Source organism: Streptomyces sp. NPDC029014, assembly GCF_055564695.1.
This window is the reverse complement of record NZ_JBVHVT010000001.1, coordinates 1-17,383: the sequence shown is the minus strand read 5'-3', so window position 1 is coordinate 17,383 and position 17,383 is coordinate 1. Positions and strand designations below refer to the sequence as shown.

14 protein-coding genes are annotated in these 17,383 nt (G+C 75.8%); 8 read left to right on the top strand and 6 right to left on the bottom strand.

The features are described 5' to 3' along the window. Positions 1–197: 197 nt before the first annotated feature. Entirely contained in the window at positions 198–869 is a 672-nt protein-coding gene (locus ACZ4VL_RS00070) for an ABC transporter ATP-binding protein (protein ID WP_468194211.1), read from the bottom strand. A 314-nt stretch (positions 870–1,183) separates the two neighbouring features. On the opposite strand from ACZ4VL_RS00070, the gene ACZ4VL_RS00065 reads away from it, so the two are divergent. The 4 genes from ACZ4VL_RS00065 (at position 1,184) to ACZ4VL_RS00050 (ending at position 10,309) form a co-directional block, all read left to right on the top strand. Continuing rightward, positions 1,184–4,528 (top strand): FtsX-like permease family protein, encoded by a 3,345-nt coding sequence (locus ACZ4VL_RS00065; RefSeq protein ID WP_468193578.1) that lies wholly within the window; start codon positions 1,184–1,186, stop codon positions 4,526–4,528. Then, positions 4,525–7,749 carry a hypothetical protein gene (locus tag ACZ4VL_RS00060; RefSeq protein ID WP_468193575.1) on the top strand — a complete coding sequence of 1,075 codons (3,225 nt, stop codon included), beginning with the start codon at positions 4,525–4,527 and terminating at the stop codon, positions 7,747–7,749. The genes ACZ4VL_RS00065 and ACZ4VL_RS00060 overlap by 4 nt, the downstream gene beginning before the upstream one ends. After that, positions 7,746–8,699 carry an ABC transporter ATP-binding protein gene (locus ACZ4VL_RS00055; protein WP_468193572.1) on the top strand — a complete coding sequence of 318 codons (954 nt, stop codon included), beginning with the start codon at positions 7,746–7,748 and terminating at the stop codon, positions 8,697–8,699. Before ACZ4VL_RS00060 ends, ACZ4VL_RS00055 begins: the two co-directional genes overlap by 4 nt. A gap of 125 nt (positions 8,700–8,824) precedes the next feature. After that, positions 8,825–10,309 carry a condensation domain-containing protein gene (locus tag ACZ4VL_RS00050; protein WP_468193570.1) on the top strand — a complete coding sequence of 495 codons (1,485 nt, stop codon included), beginning with the start codon at positions 8,825–8,827 and terminating at the stop codon, positions 10,307–10,309. 62 nt (positions 10,310–10,371) lie between these two features. Here the strand turns inward: ACZ4VL_RS00050 and ACZ4VL_RS00045 are convergent, their stop codons facing one another. From ACZ4VL_RS00045 to ACZ4VL_RS00035, 3 genes are all read right to left on the bottom strand, one after another. Further along, positions 10,372–11,607, bottom strand: a complete 1,236-nt coding sequence (locus ACZ4VL_RS00045; RefSeq protein ID WP_468193566.1) for an RNA polymerase sigma factor — start codon at positions 11,605–11,607, stop codon at positions 10,372–10,374. Positions 11,608–11,704: 97 nt separating this feature from the next. Continuing rightward, positions 11,705–12,064 (bottom strand): YciI family protein, encoded by a 360-nt coding sequence (locus ACZ4VL_RS00040; protein WP_468193563.1) that lies wholly within the window; start codon positions 12,062–12,064, stop codon positions 11,705–11,707. Between the two features lie 175 nt (positions 12,065–12,239). After that, complete coding sequence (locus tag ACZ4VL_RS00035) at positions 12,240–12,509, bottom strand: hypothetical protein (RefSeq protein WP_468193561.1); 270 nt, start codon at positions 12,507–12,509, stop codon at positions 12,240–12,242. 135 nt (positions 12,510–12,644) lie between these two features. Between ACZ4VL_RS00035 and ACZ4VL_RS00030 the strand changes: the two genes are divergently transcribed. Both ACZ4VL_RS00030 and ACZ4VL_RS00025 read left to right on the top strand, forming a co-directional pair. After that, positions 12,645–13,832, top strand: a complete 1,188-nt coding sequence (locus ACZ4VL_RS00030; protein ID WP_468193559.1) for a cytochrome P450 — start codon at positions 12,645–12,647, stop codon at positions 13,830–13,832. Then, positions 13,829–14,083, top strand: coding sequence for a ferredoxin (locus ACZ4VL_RS00025; protein ID WP_468193557.1), 255 nt, complete (start codon positions 13,829–13,831; stop codon positions 14,081–14,083). Before ACZ4VL_RS00030 ends, ACZ4VL_RS00025 begins: the two co-directional genes overlap by 4 nt. Positions 14,084–14,199: 116 nt before the next feature. Here the strand turns inward: ACZ4VL_RS00025 and ACZ4VL_RS00020 are convergent, their stop codons facing one another. Continuing rightward, positions 14,200–14,406: a cold-shock protein gene (locus ACZ4VL_RS00020; protein WP_361090420.1), complete on the bottom strand. Its 207-nt coding sequence runs from the start codon at positions 14,404–14,406 to the stop codon at positions 14,200–14,202. A gap of 148 nt (positions 14,407–14,554) precedes the next feature. After that, positions 14,555–14,947: an HGxxPAAW family protein gene (locus tag ACZ4VL_RS00015; RefSeq protein WP_468193554.1), complete on the bottom strand. Its 393-nt coding sequence runs from the start codon at positions 14,945–14,947 to the stop codon at positions 14,555–14,557. Between the two features lie 108 nt (positions 14,948–15,055). On the opposite strand from ACZ4VL_RS00015, the gene ACZ4VL_RS00010 reads away from it, so the two are divergent. After that, positions 15,056–15,691: a MarR family winged helix-turn-helix transcriptional regulator gene (locus ACZ4VL_RS00010; protein WP_468193552.1), complete on the top strand. Its 636-nt coding sequence runs from the start codon at positions 15,056–15,058 to the stop codon at positions 15,689–15,691. Continuing rightward, positions 15,688–17,211, top strand: a complete 1,524-nt coding sequence (locus tag ACZ4VL_RS00005) for a DEAD/DEAH box helicase (protein ID WP_468193549.1) — start codon at positions 15,688–15,690, stop codon at positions 17,209–17,211. Before ACZ4VL_RS00010 ends, ACZ4VL_RS00005 begins: the two co-directional genes overlap by 4 nt. Positions 17,212–17,383 lie beyond the last annotated feature (172 nt).

Sequence of the window (17,383 nt, the reverse complement as noted above, 5' to 3'; positions counted from 1 at the left end):
GCAGGATGCGGTCTGAGGTCGTGCTCTCCGCCACAAACACCGCTCCCGTCTGTACGGATACTTCCCCGGAGGCCGGCGGCACGACACCGGTCCGAAGCCGAACGGCCTCGTGACACATGGCGAATCCCCCAGATGCGCGGGCCTGTTCGGGTCGATCGTGGACCGCTCGACCCCCGCGCAGCGGGAGATGCTGCGGGTCAGGCTGGCGGGGCGATGCGGCCGTCGCGCAACTCCACTACGTGATCGGCGAGTTCGATCAGGACCGGGTCGTGGGTGGCGACGACGACGGTGACGCCCTCGCTGCGGACCACCGCGCGCAGCAGCTGCATGATCGAGCGGCCGGTCTCGGAGTCGAGCTGGCCGGTCGGCTCGTCCGCGATGATCAGCGCCGGCTCGTTGGCCAGGGCGCGTGCCACGGCGACCCGCTGCTGCTGGCCGCCGGAGAGCTCGCCGGGCCGCTGTTCGGTGTGCTCGGCGAGGCCGACCAGGGCGAGCAGGGTGCGGGCGCGCTCCTCGCGCTCCTTCGCCGGCAGGCCCCGCATCCGCATCGGGATGCCGACGTTCTCGGCCGCGGTCAGGACGGGGATCAGGCCGAAGGACTGGAACACGAAGCCGATCCGGTCGCGGCGCAGCGCGAGCAGGCCCGCCTCGTCGAGGTCGGCGAGGTCGGTGCCGTCGACGGTGACGGTGCCGCCCGTCGGCGCGTCCAGGCCGCCGACCAGGTTCAGCAAGGTGGTCTTGCCGGAGCCGGAGCGGCCCTTGAGGGCGGTCAGGGTGCCGCGCGCGACCTCGAAGGAGGCCCCGCGCAGGGCGTGTACGGCGCGTTCTCCGCTGCCGAAGGTGCGGTGGACGTCGTCCACGACGACCATGGCCGGCGCCGTGACCGTGACCGTGGTGGTGGCCGTGGCTTGTGCGGCCTCTGCGGCCTCTGCGGCGGCAGTGGCTGCACCCCGCGCGGCAGGCGGCACCACCGGTTCCGGTTGCTGATGCTCAGTCATGTTGCCTGCTCCCCCTGCGAATTCGGTCCGCGAGCGCTTCCGCGAGTCATGTCCGGATCGCCCGCCCTCCGAATTTGTTCATCCGTCACCTAGTTCACGCAAGTCCCTTCCGTGCCACGACCAGATCTGACAACATCATCCGCTATCCGGACCCAATGGTCCGGAACGGGGGAGGAACACAGCACATGCTCGGCTTCGTCGTGCGCCGGCTGCGCGGGCGACTGCCGCTCGCCGCCGCCGTGCTGCTGACCGTACTGATCGCCACCACGGTGCTGACCGCACTGACCTCGTTCACGCGCGGCGTGGGCGACGCCGGATTGCGCCAGGCCCTGGCGGGTCCGGACCGCGTCCGGACCACCGTCCTCGTCACCGGCGGACACCCCTCGTCCGCCCGCGGGAAGGACGACGCCGCCGTGCGCACCTTCGGCGGCGCGCTGTTCGGCCGGCTCCCGGTCGACGTCGAGAGCGCGGCGCGCAGTCGCGCGTACGGGCTCCCGCGCGCGCACGACCAGGGCACCGAGGCGGCCCTGACCCTGCTGGCCTCCCTCGACCGCGGGCGGGCCGTCCTGGTCGCCGGGCAGTGGCCCGGAGCCGTTGCCGCGCCCGGCGGGCCGGTGCCGGTCGCCGTACCCCAGCAGGCGCTGGCGCGGCTCGGGCTCACCGCGGAGTCGCTGCCGGGCGAGGTGCGCCTGGACGACCGCTACGGCGGCGCCCCGCTCACGGTGCGGGTCACCGGCGTCTACCGGGCGGCCGACCGGAACGCCGCCTACTGGCGGCTCGACCCGTTCGGCGGGCGCGAGGTCCAGGCCGGCACCTTCACCTCGTACGGCCCGCTGCTCGTCGACGACAGCGCCTTCACCGCCGGCGGCCTCGTCCAGGACGGCCGCGCCTGGCTGCTCACCCCTGACTTCACGGACGTCCGCACCGCCGAGACGGAGGCCCTCGCCGCCCGTGCCGCGGACACCGCGGCCCGCCTCAAGAGCTCCGCGGAGCTGACGGCCACCACCGAACTGCAGGAGTTCCTGGGCGAGCTGGAGTCCGGGCGGCGCGTGGCCCGCTCGGCCGTCCTCATCGGCGCGCTCCAGCTCGCCGTCCTCGCCGCGGCCGCCCTGCTGCTCGTCGCCCGCCTGCTCACCGACCGGCAGGAGGGCGAGCGGGTCCTGCTGCTGGCCCGCGGGGCGTCCCGCGGGCGGCTCGCCGTCCTCGGCCTGGCCGAGTCGCTGCTGATCACCCTGCCGGCCGCGGTCCTGGCCCCGCTGCTCACCCCTCCGCTGCTGCGACTGTTCGGCGGGTTCGGCCCGCTGGCCCGGGTTCCGTTCGACACCGACGGGGACCCCCGGCTGCTGTGGCCGGCCGCGGCCGGCTGCGCCCTGGCCTGCCTGCTGCTGATCACCCTGCCGGCCGTGCTCCGCGGGACCGCGGCAGCCGCGCTGCGCCGGGCCGGACGCCGGCAGGCGATCGTCGCCGGCGCCGCCCGCTCCGGAGCCGACCTGGCGCTGCTGGCCCTCGCCGTCCTCGCCTACCGGCAGGTCGCCCGGTACGGCGGCGACGACCCCTCGGCGGCGGGCGGGGCGGCGGCCGCCGGCGGCGGGGCAGCGGCGGGCGGCCGCCCGGGCGTCGACCTCCTGCTGGTCGCAGCTCCCACCCTGGCCCTGTGCGCCGGCACCCTGCTGGTGCTGCGGCTGCTGCCGTTCGCGGCGCGCCTCGGCGGGCGGATCGCCGCCCGGGGCCGCGGGCTCGGCCCGGCGCTCGTCGGCTGGCAGCTGGCCCGCAGGCCCGGCCGGGCCACCGGCCCCGTCCTGCTGCTCGTCCTCGCCGTGGCCAGCGGGGTGTTGGCCGTCGGGCAGCACACCGCCTGGACCGCGTCCCAGCGCGACCAGGCCGAGTTCACCACCGCCGGCGGGCTGCGGATCTCCGGGGGCGGGCTCGCCCCGATGGGCCAGGGCGGCCGGTACGCGGCCCTGCCCGACGGCGACCGGATCATGCCGGTGGTCCGCAACCCGCAGCAACTGCCCGGCGGACGGACGGCGCACCTGCTCGCCCTGGACGCCGCCACGGCCGCGGCACACGTCCCGCTGCGCTCCGACCTGCGCGGCGGCCGCCCGGTGCGCGAGCTGTTCGCCCCGCTGGCCGCCGCCGCGCCCGCCACCGGCGGCATCCCCCTGCCGGGGCAGCCCCGCCGCATCGACCTGGACGTCGCGCTGCGCGCACCCGGCGACAGCGGGAACCCTGGGCTCGGGCTGCTGCTCCGCGACCGGTTCGGGCTGACCCACCGCACCCCGATGGTCCAGCTGCCGCCCGGAGACGGGGCCACCGTGTCGGTGGACCTCGGGACGCTGACCGGGGCGCCGCTCGGATCCGCCGCGACGCCGCTGAGCATCGTGGGGGTCGTGGTGTCGTACGTTCCCGCGGGCGACCGCAGCGGCTTCGGTGCGGGCGAAGGGCCCGTCGTCGGCGGCGAGTTGGCGGTGCGCGGCCTCGCCGTCTCCGACAGCCGCGACGGGCCTGCCGTCCCCGTCCCCGCTCCCACTCCGCCGCCGGGCGCCGCCGCGGACGGCTCCGGCTGGACGCTGACCGCCCCCGTGCTCCCCGGCACCACGGCCGACCGGAAGCCGGCCGGGGAACTGCTGCCCGCCGACGGCGACGGCTCCGCCTGGGTGCGGCTGCGCTACCGGGGCGGCTTCGACGCCTCGGGCGGGGTACAGCTGGCGCTCGCCCCGCCCGGAGTGCGGCCCGTGCCCGAAATACCCGGGGTCGCCACCCGCGCGTACCTCGCCGGGGTGGGGGCGGCCGTCGGTGACCTCGTCCCCGTCCCGCTGGGGCCGGTCACCGTGCCGGTACGGGTCACCGCCGCCGTCGGCTCCCTCCCCGTGGCCGGCGACACGGCCCTCGCCGTCGACCTCGGCTCCCTGGGGCGCCTGCTCGCCGGGTCCGGGGCGCGGGAGCTGCCCGCCCCCGCCGAGTGGTGGCTGCCGGCCGCCTCCCCCGGCGACCCCGCCCCGGCCCGGGCCGCCGCCGCACTGCGATCCGGATCGGGGGCGCAGCACGTGGTGGTGCGCGAGGAGGTGGCCGCCCGGCTGCTCCGGGACCCGCTGAGCGCGGGCCCGCAGGCCGCACTGGCCGCCCTCGCGGCGGTCGGCGCGGTGCTCGCGGCGATCGGCTTCGCCGCGGCCGGCGCTGCCGCCGGCCGGGACCGGGCCCGGGAGTTCGGCGTACTGCTCGCCCTGGGGGCGTCCCGGCGGAAGCTGGCCCGGACCGCTGCCGCCGAGGGATTCCTGCTGGTGGGGCTGGGCAGCGCGGTCGGGGTCGGGCTGGGCGCCGCCCTCGTCCACCTGGTCGTACCGCTGGTGGTGCTGACGCCCGCGGGGCGGCGGCCGGTCCCCGAGGTGCTGGTCGGCCTGCCGGCCGGCACCACCCTGCTGCTGGTGGCCGCCGTCGCCGCGGCCCCGCTGCTGTCGGTCGTGCTCGCAAGCCGGGGCCGGGGCGGCAGTGCGGCCGCCCGGCTGCGCCACGTGGAGGAGGAGTCGTGACCAGGGACGCAGCGGACCCGCAGGACCACCCGACCGACGGCGCACCCCCCGCCCCGGGTCCACAGGACACCACCGCCGACCGGTCCCCCGCCCACGCGCAGCCGGACGCAGCCGCGCGGCTGATCGAGGGAACGCGGACCGGCGACAGCACGCGGACGAGCGAAGGGATCCGGCCGGACGACAGCACGCGGACGACCGACAAGCGGCCGAGCGACACAACGCGGCCGGCCGCCGCAGCCGCGCGAACGGACGCCGCAGCCGCGCGAGCGGACGACGGGACGCCGTCGGGCGACACCGCGCGGCCGGGCGACGGAACCCGGGCCGGCGACGGCACTCGGACGGCCAGCAGCAGGCGGACGGACCGGCCACCGTCGGGCGACGGCACTCGGCCGGCCCACGGGTCGCGGGCCGACGGCGGGGTGCGCACCGGCGCCCCCGTCGGGGCCGTCGGGGCCGGGCGGGCCGTGGGGCGGGAGGTCCGGCCCGCGCGCTGGGTGGCGACGCGGCTGCGGGCGGCACCGCTCGGCGTGCTGCTCGCCGCCGCCCTCGCCTTCACCGCCGTCCTCCTCGCAGCAGCCCTGCCGCGGGCCCTGGACCGCGGCGCCGACCATGCGCTGCGCGCCTTCCTCCACGACCGCGGGCCCGGCCCGACGAGCCTGCTCGCCACCTCCAACACCCAGCTCGGGCCGCAGACCCCCGAGGCCCTGGACGCGGCCCTCGTGACGCTCCTCCAGCGGACCGGGCCGGTCTTCCGCGTCGCCCCGACCGGGCCGGTCCACGGCACCCGGGCGGTCCGGGCGCGCAGCCTCGCCAACCCCGAGCTGGCCCGCCCCGAAGGCGTGTCGCCCAAGCTCAACCTGCTCCACCTGCGGCAGCCCGCCGCGCACGCCCGGCTGGTCGCGGGGCACTGGCCCTCCGGCGGCAGCCCCGAGGGGCCGGTGCCGGTGGCGCTGTCCCAGCAGGCGGCCGACACCCTGAACGTCCGCCTCGGTACGGTGCTCGAAGGCACGCCCGACCTCTCCGGCCACCCGCTCACGGCCGAGGTGGTCGGCCTGTACGCGGCCCACGACGAGGACGACGCGTACTGGACCGAACTGCCCTGCCTCACCCGCGCCTGCGCGAACCTCACCCCGGACACGCTCCCCAAGAAGTTCTGGCAGACGGCCGCCCTCGTCGGACCCGACGGCATCGGCCGGCTCGGCCCCTGGGGCGAGGGCTCCGAGGACTTCTGGCGGATCCCCGTGGACACGGCCGTCCTGCGGGCCGACCAACTGGCCGCCGTCAAGAAGGAGGTGGCCTCGTACACGGTCGGGCGGACCGCCTCCGAGCTGGCGCGCGCCACCGGCAGGGACGACCTGCGCATCACCTCCCGGCTGCCGCAGCTGTTCACGCAGGCCGAGGCCCGCCAGCAGGCGGCCGCGCCGCTCGCCGCGATCGGCCCGGCCGGGGTCGCCGGGGTGGCCGTCGTGGTGTTCTGTCTGGCGGGGGCGCTCGCCGCCGACCGCAGGCAGGCCGAGCTGCGGCTGCTCCTGGCCCGCGGCGGCTCCCGCACCGGCATCGTCGGCCGGTTGCTCGGCGAGGGCGCCGTCACCGTCGTGCCCGCGGCCGTGGCGGCCACCGCCCTGGCCGTCCTGCTGCTGCCGACGCCGCGGTGGGCGGGCACCCTGCTCGCCGCCGCGGCCGCCACGCTCCTGGCCCTGCTGGCCTTTCCGGTCCGGGCGGCCGTCCTGCTGGCCCCGCCCCGCCCACCGGCCCCGCGGCGCCGGCTCGTCGCCGAGCTGCTGGTCCTCGCCGCGACCGCCGCGGCTACGTACGAGGTCCGCCGGCGCGGGATCGCCCCCGCCGGGCAGGGCACCGACCCCCTGCTGGTCGCCGCTCCGCTGCTGCTCGCCCTGTCCGGCGGACTGCTGCTCGCCCGGCTCCAGCCCGCCGCCGTCGGGGTGCTGGCCCGGACGGCCGGGCGCGGGCGCGGGCTGGTCGGCTTCCTCGGCCTGGCCCGCGCCGCCCGTGGCGCCGGGGGCCGGACCCGGCCCTCCGCGCTGCCGCTGATCGCGCTGCTGCTGGCGGTCACCACCGGGGGCTTCGGGGCCACCGTGCTGGACGCGGTGGATTCCGCCCGGGTGCGGGCGGCCCGGCTGGCCGTCGGCGGCGACGTGCAGATCTCCGCGCCCGCGGGCTCCGCCGTCCCGGAGGCGATGTCCCGGGCCGCCGCCGCGCTGCCCGGCGTACGGACGGCGGTGGAGGTGTGGACCGACGACGACGCCTTCGTGTTCGGTACCGCGCAGGGCTCCACCCAGGTCACCGTGGTCCTCGCCGACCCGGTCCGGTACGCGGAACTGGCCCGGACCGTCGGGCGCGGCCGCTTCGACCCGGCCCTCCTGGCCCCGCCCTCCCCGGGAGCGGGCGCGGGCGGGGGCGGCGCGGGCTCCGCCGACGCCCCGGTGCCGGCGCTGTTCAGCAGTGCGCTGGCCCGGCTGGCGCCGCCCGGCGGCGACTCCTTCCGGCTGCACCTGAACTCCGGCGGGGAGCTGCGGATCCGGGGCGCCGCCGTGGTCGACGGCACCCCGGCGAGGCCGGACGGCGGCGGGGCCGTGGTCGTCCTGCCGGCCGGGCAGGCCACCGCGGCCCTGCCCCGCAACCCCCGCCCCGACCGCTGGTACGCCACCGGCACGGTCGATGCGGACCGGCTGCGGGCGCTCGTCCGGGACACCGCGCCGGCCGGGCAGGCCGACGGGTTCCAGGTGGCGACCAGCGCCGCCGTCGCCTCCGGGCTCGGGCAGGACCCGCTGCAGCGCTCGGCGGGCCGGCTGTTCTGGGGCTCCCTGGCCGGGGCCGTCGGCTTCGCGCTGCTGGCGGTGCTGCTGACCCTGGTGCGGGCCGCCCCCGAACGGGCCGCGGTACTGGCCCGGCTGCGCACGATGGGCCTGCGCCCCCGGCAGGGCGTGGGGCTGATCCTGGTCGAGGCGCTGCCGCAGGCAGTCGGCGCGACCGTCGGCGGTGCCGTCGCGGGACTGGCCTGCGTGGCCCTGCTGGGGCCGGCCGTGGACCTGTCGACCCTGGTCGGGGCGCCGGTGCCGACGGGGCTGCGGCCGACGGTGCTGCCGGTGCTGTCGCAGGCGTCGGGGCTGGCCGCGCTGGTGGCCCTGGCGGTGCTCGTCGAGGCAGCGGTGTCCGGACGGCGACAGATCACCACCGAGTTGAGAGCGGGAGACCAGCGTTGAACACCGACCAGCCGACCTACGAAGAGCTGCGGCAGCGGGCCCTGGCGGCCTCCGGGCCGCGGGGCCCGGAGGCCGGCACGGCCATCGCCTGCGACCGGCTCGTGCGCATCTTCAGCACCGACGGGGTCGAGGTGCAGGCGCTGCAAGGTCTGGAACTGACCGTGGCCCGCGGTGATCTGGTGGCGCTGGTCGGAGCCTCCGGCAGCGGCAAGTCGACCCTGTTGAACATCCTGGCCGGGCTGGACGTCCCGACGGCCGGCACGGCCACCGTCGACGGGTACGACCTGCTGGAGATGTCCGCGAAGGACCGGCTGCGCTACCGCCGGGAGGCCGTGGGCTTCGTCTGGCAGCAGACGGCCCGCAACCTGCTGCCGTTCCTGACGGCAGCCCAGAACATCGGCCTGCCCCTCCAGTTGGCGGGCCGCTCCCGGGGCGGGTCCCGGCGGCGGGCGGCCCGGGTGGCCGAACTCCTCGACGCCCTGGGCATCGGCGACCTGGCGGGACGGCGGCCCGCCGAGCTCTCCGGGGGCCAGCAGCAGCGGGTCGCGATCGCGGTCGCCATGGCCAACGATCCGGCGGTGCTCCTGGCCGACGAGCCCACCGGCGAGCTCGACTCCGAGACCGGGTCCGCGGTCTTCGAGGCGCTGCGGACGGTGAACCGCGAGCTCGGCGTCACCGTGGTCGTCGTCACGCACGACCCGCTCGTCGCGGGCGAGGTCCGCCGTACGGTCGCGATCCGCGACGGCCGGACGAGCAGCGAGGTCCTGCGGCGCACGGTGACGGACGAGCACGGCGCCGAATCGGTCAGCGAACGCGAGTACGTGATGCTGGACCGCACCGGCCGCGTGCAGCTGCCCCGGAAGTTCCTGGAGGCGCTGGGCATGGAGCACCGCGTGGCCGTCGACCTGGCCGCCGACCACATCGCCGTGCATCCCGACGACGCGTCCTGAGGGCCCCGCCCGCCCCGGGAGCGGTGCGGGCGGGCCTCGCGGCCCGCTCGGCCGCCCGTCACTTCCGCAGCCCGGGTGTCGTTAGGGGCCACGGGGTTGACTCTGGGGGGCGAAGGGATGAAGGAATGCGGCAGTTTCCTCTGGAGATGCACGGCATGGCACCCGGCCGGGTCGTCGAATGGCGGTTGCGGTCCACGGCGGCGGGGCCCGAGCCGGCCGCGGAGGGGGCGGGCAGGAGGGCCTCGTTCAACCAGGACAAGCACTTCACGGTCGCCGAGCAGAGCCGGGGGGCCGACGACCCCGTCGCGTCCTGGATCGCGGTCACGTTCGAGGTCGCGGGGGCCCTGGACGAGCCGGCCATGACCCGGGCCCTGCTGGCCTTCGTACGGCGCCACGAGGTGCTGCGCTGCGAGTTCCGGCGGCTCGCCGGCGAGCTGGCGTGCGAGCCGATCGCCCCGGACGAACTCGCCCTGTCCACGGTCCCCGTGGCGGCCTTCGACAGCACGCAGGCGCTGGTCGGCTTCCTGTCGGAGCGGTTCAAGCGGAGCATCGACACGCTCTCCTGGCCCCTGTTCACGATGGGCGCCGTCCTGCGCGGGGACTCCGCGACCGTGTACCTGGCCTTCGACCACATCGTCTGCGACGGCCTGTCCATGCCGATCGTGGTGCAGCAGGTGCTGGACGCGTACGAGGCCCTGATGCGCGGCGAGGAGGTGGGCGACGGGCCGGAGCCGAGCTACCTCGACTTCGCCGAGGAGCAGCGCCGCCGCTACGCGTCCTTCACCGACGACGACGAACGCCTGGGCTACTGGAAGGAGTTCGTGGCGCGCGGCGGCGGGGAGTTCTTCCCCCGGTTCCCCCTCGACCTCGGGGTGGAGCCGGACCGGATGTACCCGATCGTCAACGAGGCCTCGCCGCTGCTGGACGCCGGCGAGACCGAGGTGTTCGAGAAGGCCTGCCGGGCCGTGGACGGCAAGGCGTTCATGGGGGTGCTGGCCGCGATGGCCGTCTGCCTGCGCGAGGCGGGCGGGCCCGGGGTGTACCGGGGGTTCATGCCGGTGAGCGAACGCGGTCGGGAGGGGTGGGAGCGGTCGGTGGGCTGGTTCGTCAACACGATGCCCATCGAGTTCGACGCCTCGCCCGGCCGGGACTTCGCCCAGGTGATGGCCGGGGTGCGGGGCGCGTTCGGGGAGATGATGGGCCATCTCGACGTACCGTTCGTGCGGGCGTGGCAGTTGCTGGCACCGGTGGAGTTCGCCGCCCGCTCGTGGCCGTACCCGGTGAACTTCTTCTCGTACATCGACACCCGCAAGTGCCCGGGCGCCGAGCGGCACGAGGACTGGCGGCCCGCCTCGCACGTGTGGTCGGCGCGGGCCAACGGCGTCTGCTCCTGGTTCCAGCGGGACGCGTACGGGCTGCACATGAACTCGATCTACGTGGACACCCCGGCGGCCCGCCGGACCATGGCCGGGTTCCAGGAGGCGCTGCGGCGCACGGTCCGGGAGATCGCCCGGCACGGCTCCTTCGGGCGGCCGCTCGGCCTGGCCGCGCCCCGCGGGCCGGTGGGCGCGGCACTCGGCGTGAGCGGGTCCGGGCGCGCCCACCCCTGACGGGGTCCGGGCCGCCGCGCCCCTCCCCCGCCCGCTGCCTCCGGCTCCCGCCGCGCTCGGGCTCAGGGGTGGTGGGCGGCGGCCCGGCGCAGCAGCAGGTCCCGTTCGCGGGCGTTGCCGGTGAGGGAGGCGGCGCGTTCGAACTCGGCGCAGGCCTCCTCGCGCCGGCCGAGCCGCTCCAGCAGGTCGCCCCGGACGCTGGGCAGCAGGTGGTAGCCGCGCAGCGCGGGGTCCTGCGCCAGGGCGTCGACGAGCGGGAGCGCCGCCCCGGGCCCGTCGGCCATCGAGACGGCGACGGCCCGGTTGAGTTCCACCACCGGGGAGGGGGTCAGCTCGGCAAGCCGCCCGTAGAGGGTGGCGATGGCCGCCCAGTCGGTGTCCTCGTAGCGGACCGCGCGGGCGTGGCAGCCGGCGATCGCGGCCTGCAGGGAGTACGGGCCGCTGCCGGCCCGGGACAGGGCCTCGACGCCGCGGCGGATGAGCAGCCGGTTCCATCTGGCCCGGTTCTGGTCGGCGAGGAGGACGGGCTCGCCGCCGGGGCCGGTGCGGGTGGCGGTCCGGGAGGCCTGGAACTCCAGGAGCGCCGCGAGTCCGTGGACCTCGGGCTCGTCGGGCATGAGGGCGGACAGGAGGCGGGCGAGGCGCAGGGCGTCCTCGCAGAGGGCGGGGCGGAGCAGATCGTCGCCGGCGGTGGCCGCGTACCCCTCGTTGAAGACCAGGTAGATCACTTCGAGGACCGAGGCGAGCCGCTGTTCCCGATCGGCGCCGTACGGCACCTCGAAGGGGACGCCGGCCTTGGCCAGGGCCCGCTTGGCGCGGACGATGCGCTGGGCGACGGTCGACTCGGAGGTGAGGAAGGCGCGGGTGATCTCCCGGGTGGTCAGCCCGCCCATGAGGCGCAGGGTGAGGGCGACCCGGGCGTCGGCGGCGAGCACGGGGTGGCAGGCGGTGAAGATCAGCCGCAGCAGGTCGTCGTCGATGTCGTCGGGCTCGGCCGGCTCGGGGGGCGGCGGCACGTCGTCGAGGGTGCGGCCGACCTCGGCGAGCTTGCGGGCGTAGGTCTCCTTGCGGCGGACGAGGTCGATGGCGCGGTGTCTGGCGGTGGTGGTCAGCCAGGCGCCCGGGTTGGCGGGGACGCCCGCCGCGGGCCACTGTTCCAGGGCGGCGACGAGGGCGTCCTGGGCGAGCTCCTCGGCGATGCCGACGTCGTGCACGATGCGCGCGACGACGGCGATGATCCGCGCCGATTCGATCCTGAACACCGTCTCGACCGCCTGGGCCGTGTCCGTTCCCGTCACGGCCACCCATCAGAGCAGCCGTGGCGGGCCGGGGCAAACAGGACGGCCCCGACCCGGGCCCGGCGGCGGTTCCGCCGGCCGGCGGCCGGCGGCCCGGTCAGCCCTCGTCGATCTGGCGGACCTCCAGGCCGACCGTCCACTCCACGGGGTGGACCTCCAGGAACCGCTTGGCCCACTCCATCGCTTCGGCCATGTCCTTGGCCTGGAGGAGGGCGTAACCGCCGACGACCTCCTTGGTCTCGGTGAACGGGCCGTCCGTGTAGCTCAGCTTGCCGCCGGACCAGGTGACCCGGGTGGCCTCGGCGGTGGGACGCAGCCCGGCGGTGTCCAGCATGACGCCGGCCTTGGTGATCTCCTCCAGGAGCGCGGCCATGCGCTGCTCGAACTCCGGGGGGAACTCGGTGTCGGCGGGGAGGTTCTGCTCGTCGATGCGGACCAGCGAAAGGAAGCGCGGCATGGTGACTCCTCGATCGGAAGGGCGGGGGCTGTCCCCGCCTCTCACCCCTGCGTCGAACCGGAGGAGGCGGAATCGACACCCGCGGAGGTTCTTCTTCGAGATTTTCTCCGGACCGGGTGCGGCGGGCCGGTCGGCGGCACGACCGCTGCGCGTGTCGGGCGGGGCGCGAGCGCGGTCAGCGGCTGTCGCCCGACCAGTCCCAATGGCCGGGGTCGGACGCGCGGCGGCGGTAGTGGGACCGGCCGCCGGCCCCGTAGCGGCCTATCTCCGTGGGAAGGGCGGCCTCCTCGGCCAGCCGGCCGGGGCTCCAGCCCGTGACGTCGAGGAGCAGCCCGTCGAGGGGGCCGCCCACGAGCTCGCCGTAGCTGCGGCCGGGGCGCGGGCCCGGGTCGGGATCGTCGTGGTCGGCGCCGTACACCCGGCGGCGGAGCATCCTGTCGTCCATGCCGCCAGCTTCACAGGCACCACTGACAATGCGGTGCCCATCTGGCCGAAACGGGTATGGGTGGGATAGGTGCCTGGGGCATGTAATGGGTCCAGGCGAACACCGGAACTACGGACTGCGCTTACGAGGTGCTGCATGTCAGAGACCGTGGCCTTCCCCCAGGACCGAACCTGCCCCTACCACCCGCCCACCGCCTACGATCCGCTGCGCGCGAGTCGGCCGCTGTCCCGCGTGACCCTTTTCGACGGCCGGTCCGTGTGGGTGGTCACCGGACACGCCGAGGCGCGGGCCCTGCTGTCCGACGGCCGGCTCTCCGCCGACCGCCGGAACGCCGCGTTCCCGGCCCCCACCCCGCGGTTCAAGGGGCTTCAGGACCGCCGCACCGCGCTGCTCGGCGTGGACGACCCGGTGCACAACGTCCAGCGCAGGATGCTCATCCCGAGCTTCACCCTGAAGCGGACGGCGGCCCTGCGGCCCCGTATCCAGGAGACCGTGGACCGGCTGATCGACGACATGGTCGCCCGCGGCCCCGGGGCCGAGCTCGTCGGCGCCTTCGCCCTGCCCGTGCCGTCGATGGTGATCTGTTCGCTGCTCGGGGTCCCGTACGAGGACCACGAGTTCTTCGAGGGGCAGTCGCGGCGGCTGCTGCGCGGGCCGGACATCGCCGACGTGGAGGACGCCCGCACCCGCATCAACGCCTATCTGGCCGATCTGATCGAGCACAAGCGGTCGGTCCGCGGGGACGGCCTCCTGGACGAGCTGGTCGAGCGGCGCCTGGAGACGGGCGAGACCGACGTCGACGAGCTGGTCTCGCTGGCCGCGATCCTGCTGATCGCGGGGCACGAGACCACCGCGAACATGATCTCTCTGGGCACCTTCACCCTGCTGCGGCACCCGGAGCAGCTGGCCGAGCTGCGCGCCGACCCGTCGCTGCTCTCGGCCGCCGTGGAGGAGCTGATGCGGTTCCTGTCGATCGCGGACGGCATGCTGCGGGTGGCCACGCAGGACATCGAGATCGGCGGGGTGACGGTCCGGGCGGACGACGGGGTGGTCTTCTCCACCTCCGTCATCAACCGGGACGAGGCCGCGTTCGCGGAGCCCGACGTGCTCGACTGGCACCGCCCCGCCCGGCACCACGTTGCCTTCGGCTTCGGCGTCCACCAGTGCCTGGGGCAGAACCTGGCCCGCGCCGAGATGGAGATCGCGCTGGGCACCCTCTTCGCGCGACTGCCCGGGCTGCGCCTGGCGGCCGAGCCGGACCGGATCCCGTTCAAACCCGGCGACACCATCCAGGGCATGGTCGAGCTCCCGGTGACGTGGTGAGCGGGGTGCCGCCGCGGCGCACCACCGTCGGCATCGACACCTCCGTCTGCATCGGCGCGGGCCAGTGCGCCCTGACCGCTCCGGACGTGTTCACCCAGGACGACGACGGATTCGGCCAGGTCCTGCCCGGGCGGGAGGACGGCCACGGCAGCCCCCTGCTGCGCGAGGCGGTCCGGGCCTGCCCGGTCTCGGCGGTCGTCCTGCGCGAGGACGGCGAGGACAGCGAGGACGGCGAACACGGCGGGGACTGACGGCGGCGGATACGCCGGGACGACGATCCGTGGAACGCACCGAGCCCCGCCGAGTGGGTCGGCGGGGCTCGTGGCCTGTGACGTCGGCCCCCACGTGAAGCGGGGTCGGTCGGAGGTCAGTCGAGGGGCATCACGTTCTCGGCCTGCGGGCCCTTGGGGCCCTGGACGACGTCGTACTGAACCTTCTGGTTCTCCTCCAGCGCCCGGAAGCCGGACGTCTGGATCGCGGAGTAGTGGACGAACACGTCCGGGCCGCTGTCGTCCTGCTGGATGAAGCCGAACCCCTTCTCCGAGTTGAACCACTTCACAATGCCTGTAGCCATCGGTCCTGATCCTTCTCAACGTTCCACGCGGGCAGCACGTACGGTGCCGCCGTCCCGATCCTGCCCACCCGCCCCCCGGATCACACCCCCGTGCGGCCAACCGGGGACCCGTCGAACACCTGCCCGCCCCGGCGCGGCCGGGGCGGGTTCACCCGGAGGCTTCGGCGCCACCGTCGGCGGCGGCGGGCGACAGCGCGGTGGCGCCCGCGGGCCGGAGCGCCGGGGCCGCCGCCGCGGCGCGCCGCCCCCCGCTCATGCGGCAGCCCAGGCAGTCGGCGTGCCCCGTGCGGGCGACGTCGTCGCGGATCCGCCAGTCCCGCGCGGAGGCGGGCCGGGGGCCGCTCGGCTTGCCCCAGCCCGCGAGGTGCAGCAGCCAGGTGACGACCGCGGCCACGACGACCAGGCCCAGGCCGAGCCAGATGCCGGGCGTCCAGCCCGTGCAGAAGGCCGCACCTGCGGCCGCGGAACCGAGTACGGCCAGCGCGGTGCCGGTCCAGCCGGCGACCGTGTGTCCGAGGTCGACGTCTCCGTGCGCGCTCATGGTTCTCCCGAAGTAGGCTCAAGACAGGAAGGCTTACCTCGCGAGCTAAACATCTGACCAAGGAAGTATCTCGCGAGCTAAGTAACTTAGATGCTAAGGAGTCTTTGCGTGCAGGGCAAGACCCGCCCCCCGGCCACGGCCGGGGAGGCGATCTCCCGTATGGACCACTACGTCGCCCTCGGCCTGATCGGCCAGCAGGAGGTGGCGCAGCTGCTGGGGCTCAACGTCACCGACCTCACCTGCCTCGGGCACATCCTGGGCGCCGGGGACGAGCCGCTCTCGGCCGGCGACCTGGCCTCGCTGGCCAACCTCACCACCGGCGCGGTGACCGGCGTCCTCAACCGGCTGGAGCGCGCGGGGTACGCGAAGCGGCAGCCCGACCCGACCGACCGGCGCCGGGTCCGGGTGGTGGCCGATCCGGTGGCGACCCGGCGGGTGGTGGAGGCGTACGAGCCCTTCTACGCCCGGCTCGCCGCCCTGTTCGACGAGTATTCCCCCGACGAGGTCGCCGTCATCGCCGACTGGTTCACCCGCGCGGCCGCCGAGGCGCGGGCGCACCTGGACCGCCTGCGGTCCGGCGTGCTGGCCCCGGCCGGCCCCGGGAGCCCCGGATCCCCCGGCGGATCCGCCGGCCGCGAAGAGCCCGCGGACCCGTCGGACCCCGCAGACCCCTCGGCCCCCGGGCGCCTGCAGCCGCCGATGATAAAATTCCCCTTTTCGTGTCCCACGGAAGGCTCTGCATGAGGAACCCGTCCCCCTACGGGCGTTTCGGCGTCAGGCCCGCCGCCAAGGCAGCCCGGGCGACCCCGAAGGGCGGTGCCGGAACGGGCGCCGGCAGCACCGCCGGCAAGACGCCCCGCACCCCCGCCCTGCAGGGTGAGTTCGCCGTGCCCGAGCCCGACACCCCGGCCCTGCCGCCCGTGGAGTCGTTCGCCGAGCTCGACCTGCCCGCCGAGCTGCTGCGGACGATGGCCGAGTCCGGGGTGGAGAAGCCGTTCCCCATCCAGGCCGCCGCCCTGCCCAACGCGCTGGCCGGCCGGGACGTCCTCGGCCGGGGACGGACCGGCTCCGGCAAGACGCTTGCCTTCGGCCTGGCCGTCCTCGCGCGCACCGCGGGCCGGAAGGCGGACCCGAAGCGGCCGCTGGCCCTGGTCCTCGTACCGACGCGCGAGCTGGCGCAGCAGGTGACCGAGGCCCTCGCCCCGTACGCGCAGGCCCTCGGGCTGCGGATGTCCACGGTCGTCGGCGGGCTGTCGATCGGCCGGCAGGTGAGCGCGCTGCGCACCGGCTCCGAGGTCGTGGTGGCCACCCCCGGCCGGCTGAGCGACCTGGTGGGGCGGCGCGACGTGCACCTGGACCGGGTGCGGATCACGGTGCTCGACGAGGCCGACCAGATGTGCGACATGGGCTTCATGCCGCAGGTCACCGAGATCCTGGACCTGGTGCACGCCGACGGGCAGCGGATGCTGTTCTCGGCCACCCTGGACCGCAACGTCGACCAACTGGTGCGGACGTACCTGAAGGACCCGGTCTCCCACTCCGTGGACCCGTCGGCGGCCACGGTGACCACGATGGACCACCACGTCCTGCACATCCACTCCGCCGACAAGGTCACCGCGGCGACCGAGATCGCGGCCCGCGAGGGCCGGGTGCTGATGTTCCTGGACACCAAGCACGGCGTGGACCAGTTCGTGAAGCACCTGCGGGCCATGGGCGTACGGGCGGAAGGGCTGCACAGCGGCAAGTCGCAGCCGCAGCGCACCCGGACCCTCGCCCAGTTCAAGGAAGGGACGATCACGGTCCTCGTCGCGACGAACGTCGCCGCGCGCGGCATCCACATCGACGACCTCGACCTGGTCGTGAACGTGGACCCGCCGGCCGACCACAAGGACTACCTGCACCGCGGCGGCCGTACGGCCCGGGCGGGCGAGTCCGGCAAGGTCGTCACCCTGGTCACCCCGAACCAGCGGCGGGACGTCGTCCGGCTGATGGCGGACGCGCGGATCCGGCCGACCATCACCCAGGTCCGCTCCGGCGAGGCCGCACTGAGCCGGATCACCGGTGCCAAGGCCCCCTCCGGGGTGCCGCTGTCCGGCGCCGCGCCGACCGACGCGAAGGGCCGCCCGTCCGGCTCGGAGCTCGGCTTCCGCGGCATCGGCAGCCGGCCGGGCCGCCCGGGCAAGGGCAAGGAGTCCCGCAAGACGGCGGAGGCCAAGGCGCTCGCCGAGGCGCGCCGCGCGGCCCGCGTCCGCCGCGGCCGCTGACGCCCCCGACGCGGGCGCAGGCAAGGCGTAGGCGTAGGCGTAGGCGTACGGGACGACGAAGACGAGCGGGTGCGGGGGGCTCCCCGAGGGCCGCACCCCCCCGCGGCCCCCCGGGCGGTATTTTGGGGTTGGGGGTGGCGACACCCACGCCCCACCCTCGACCCCCCCCCAC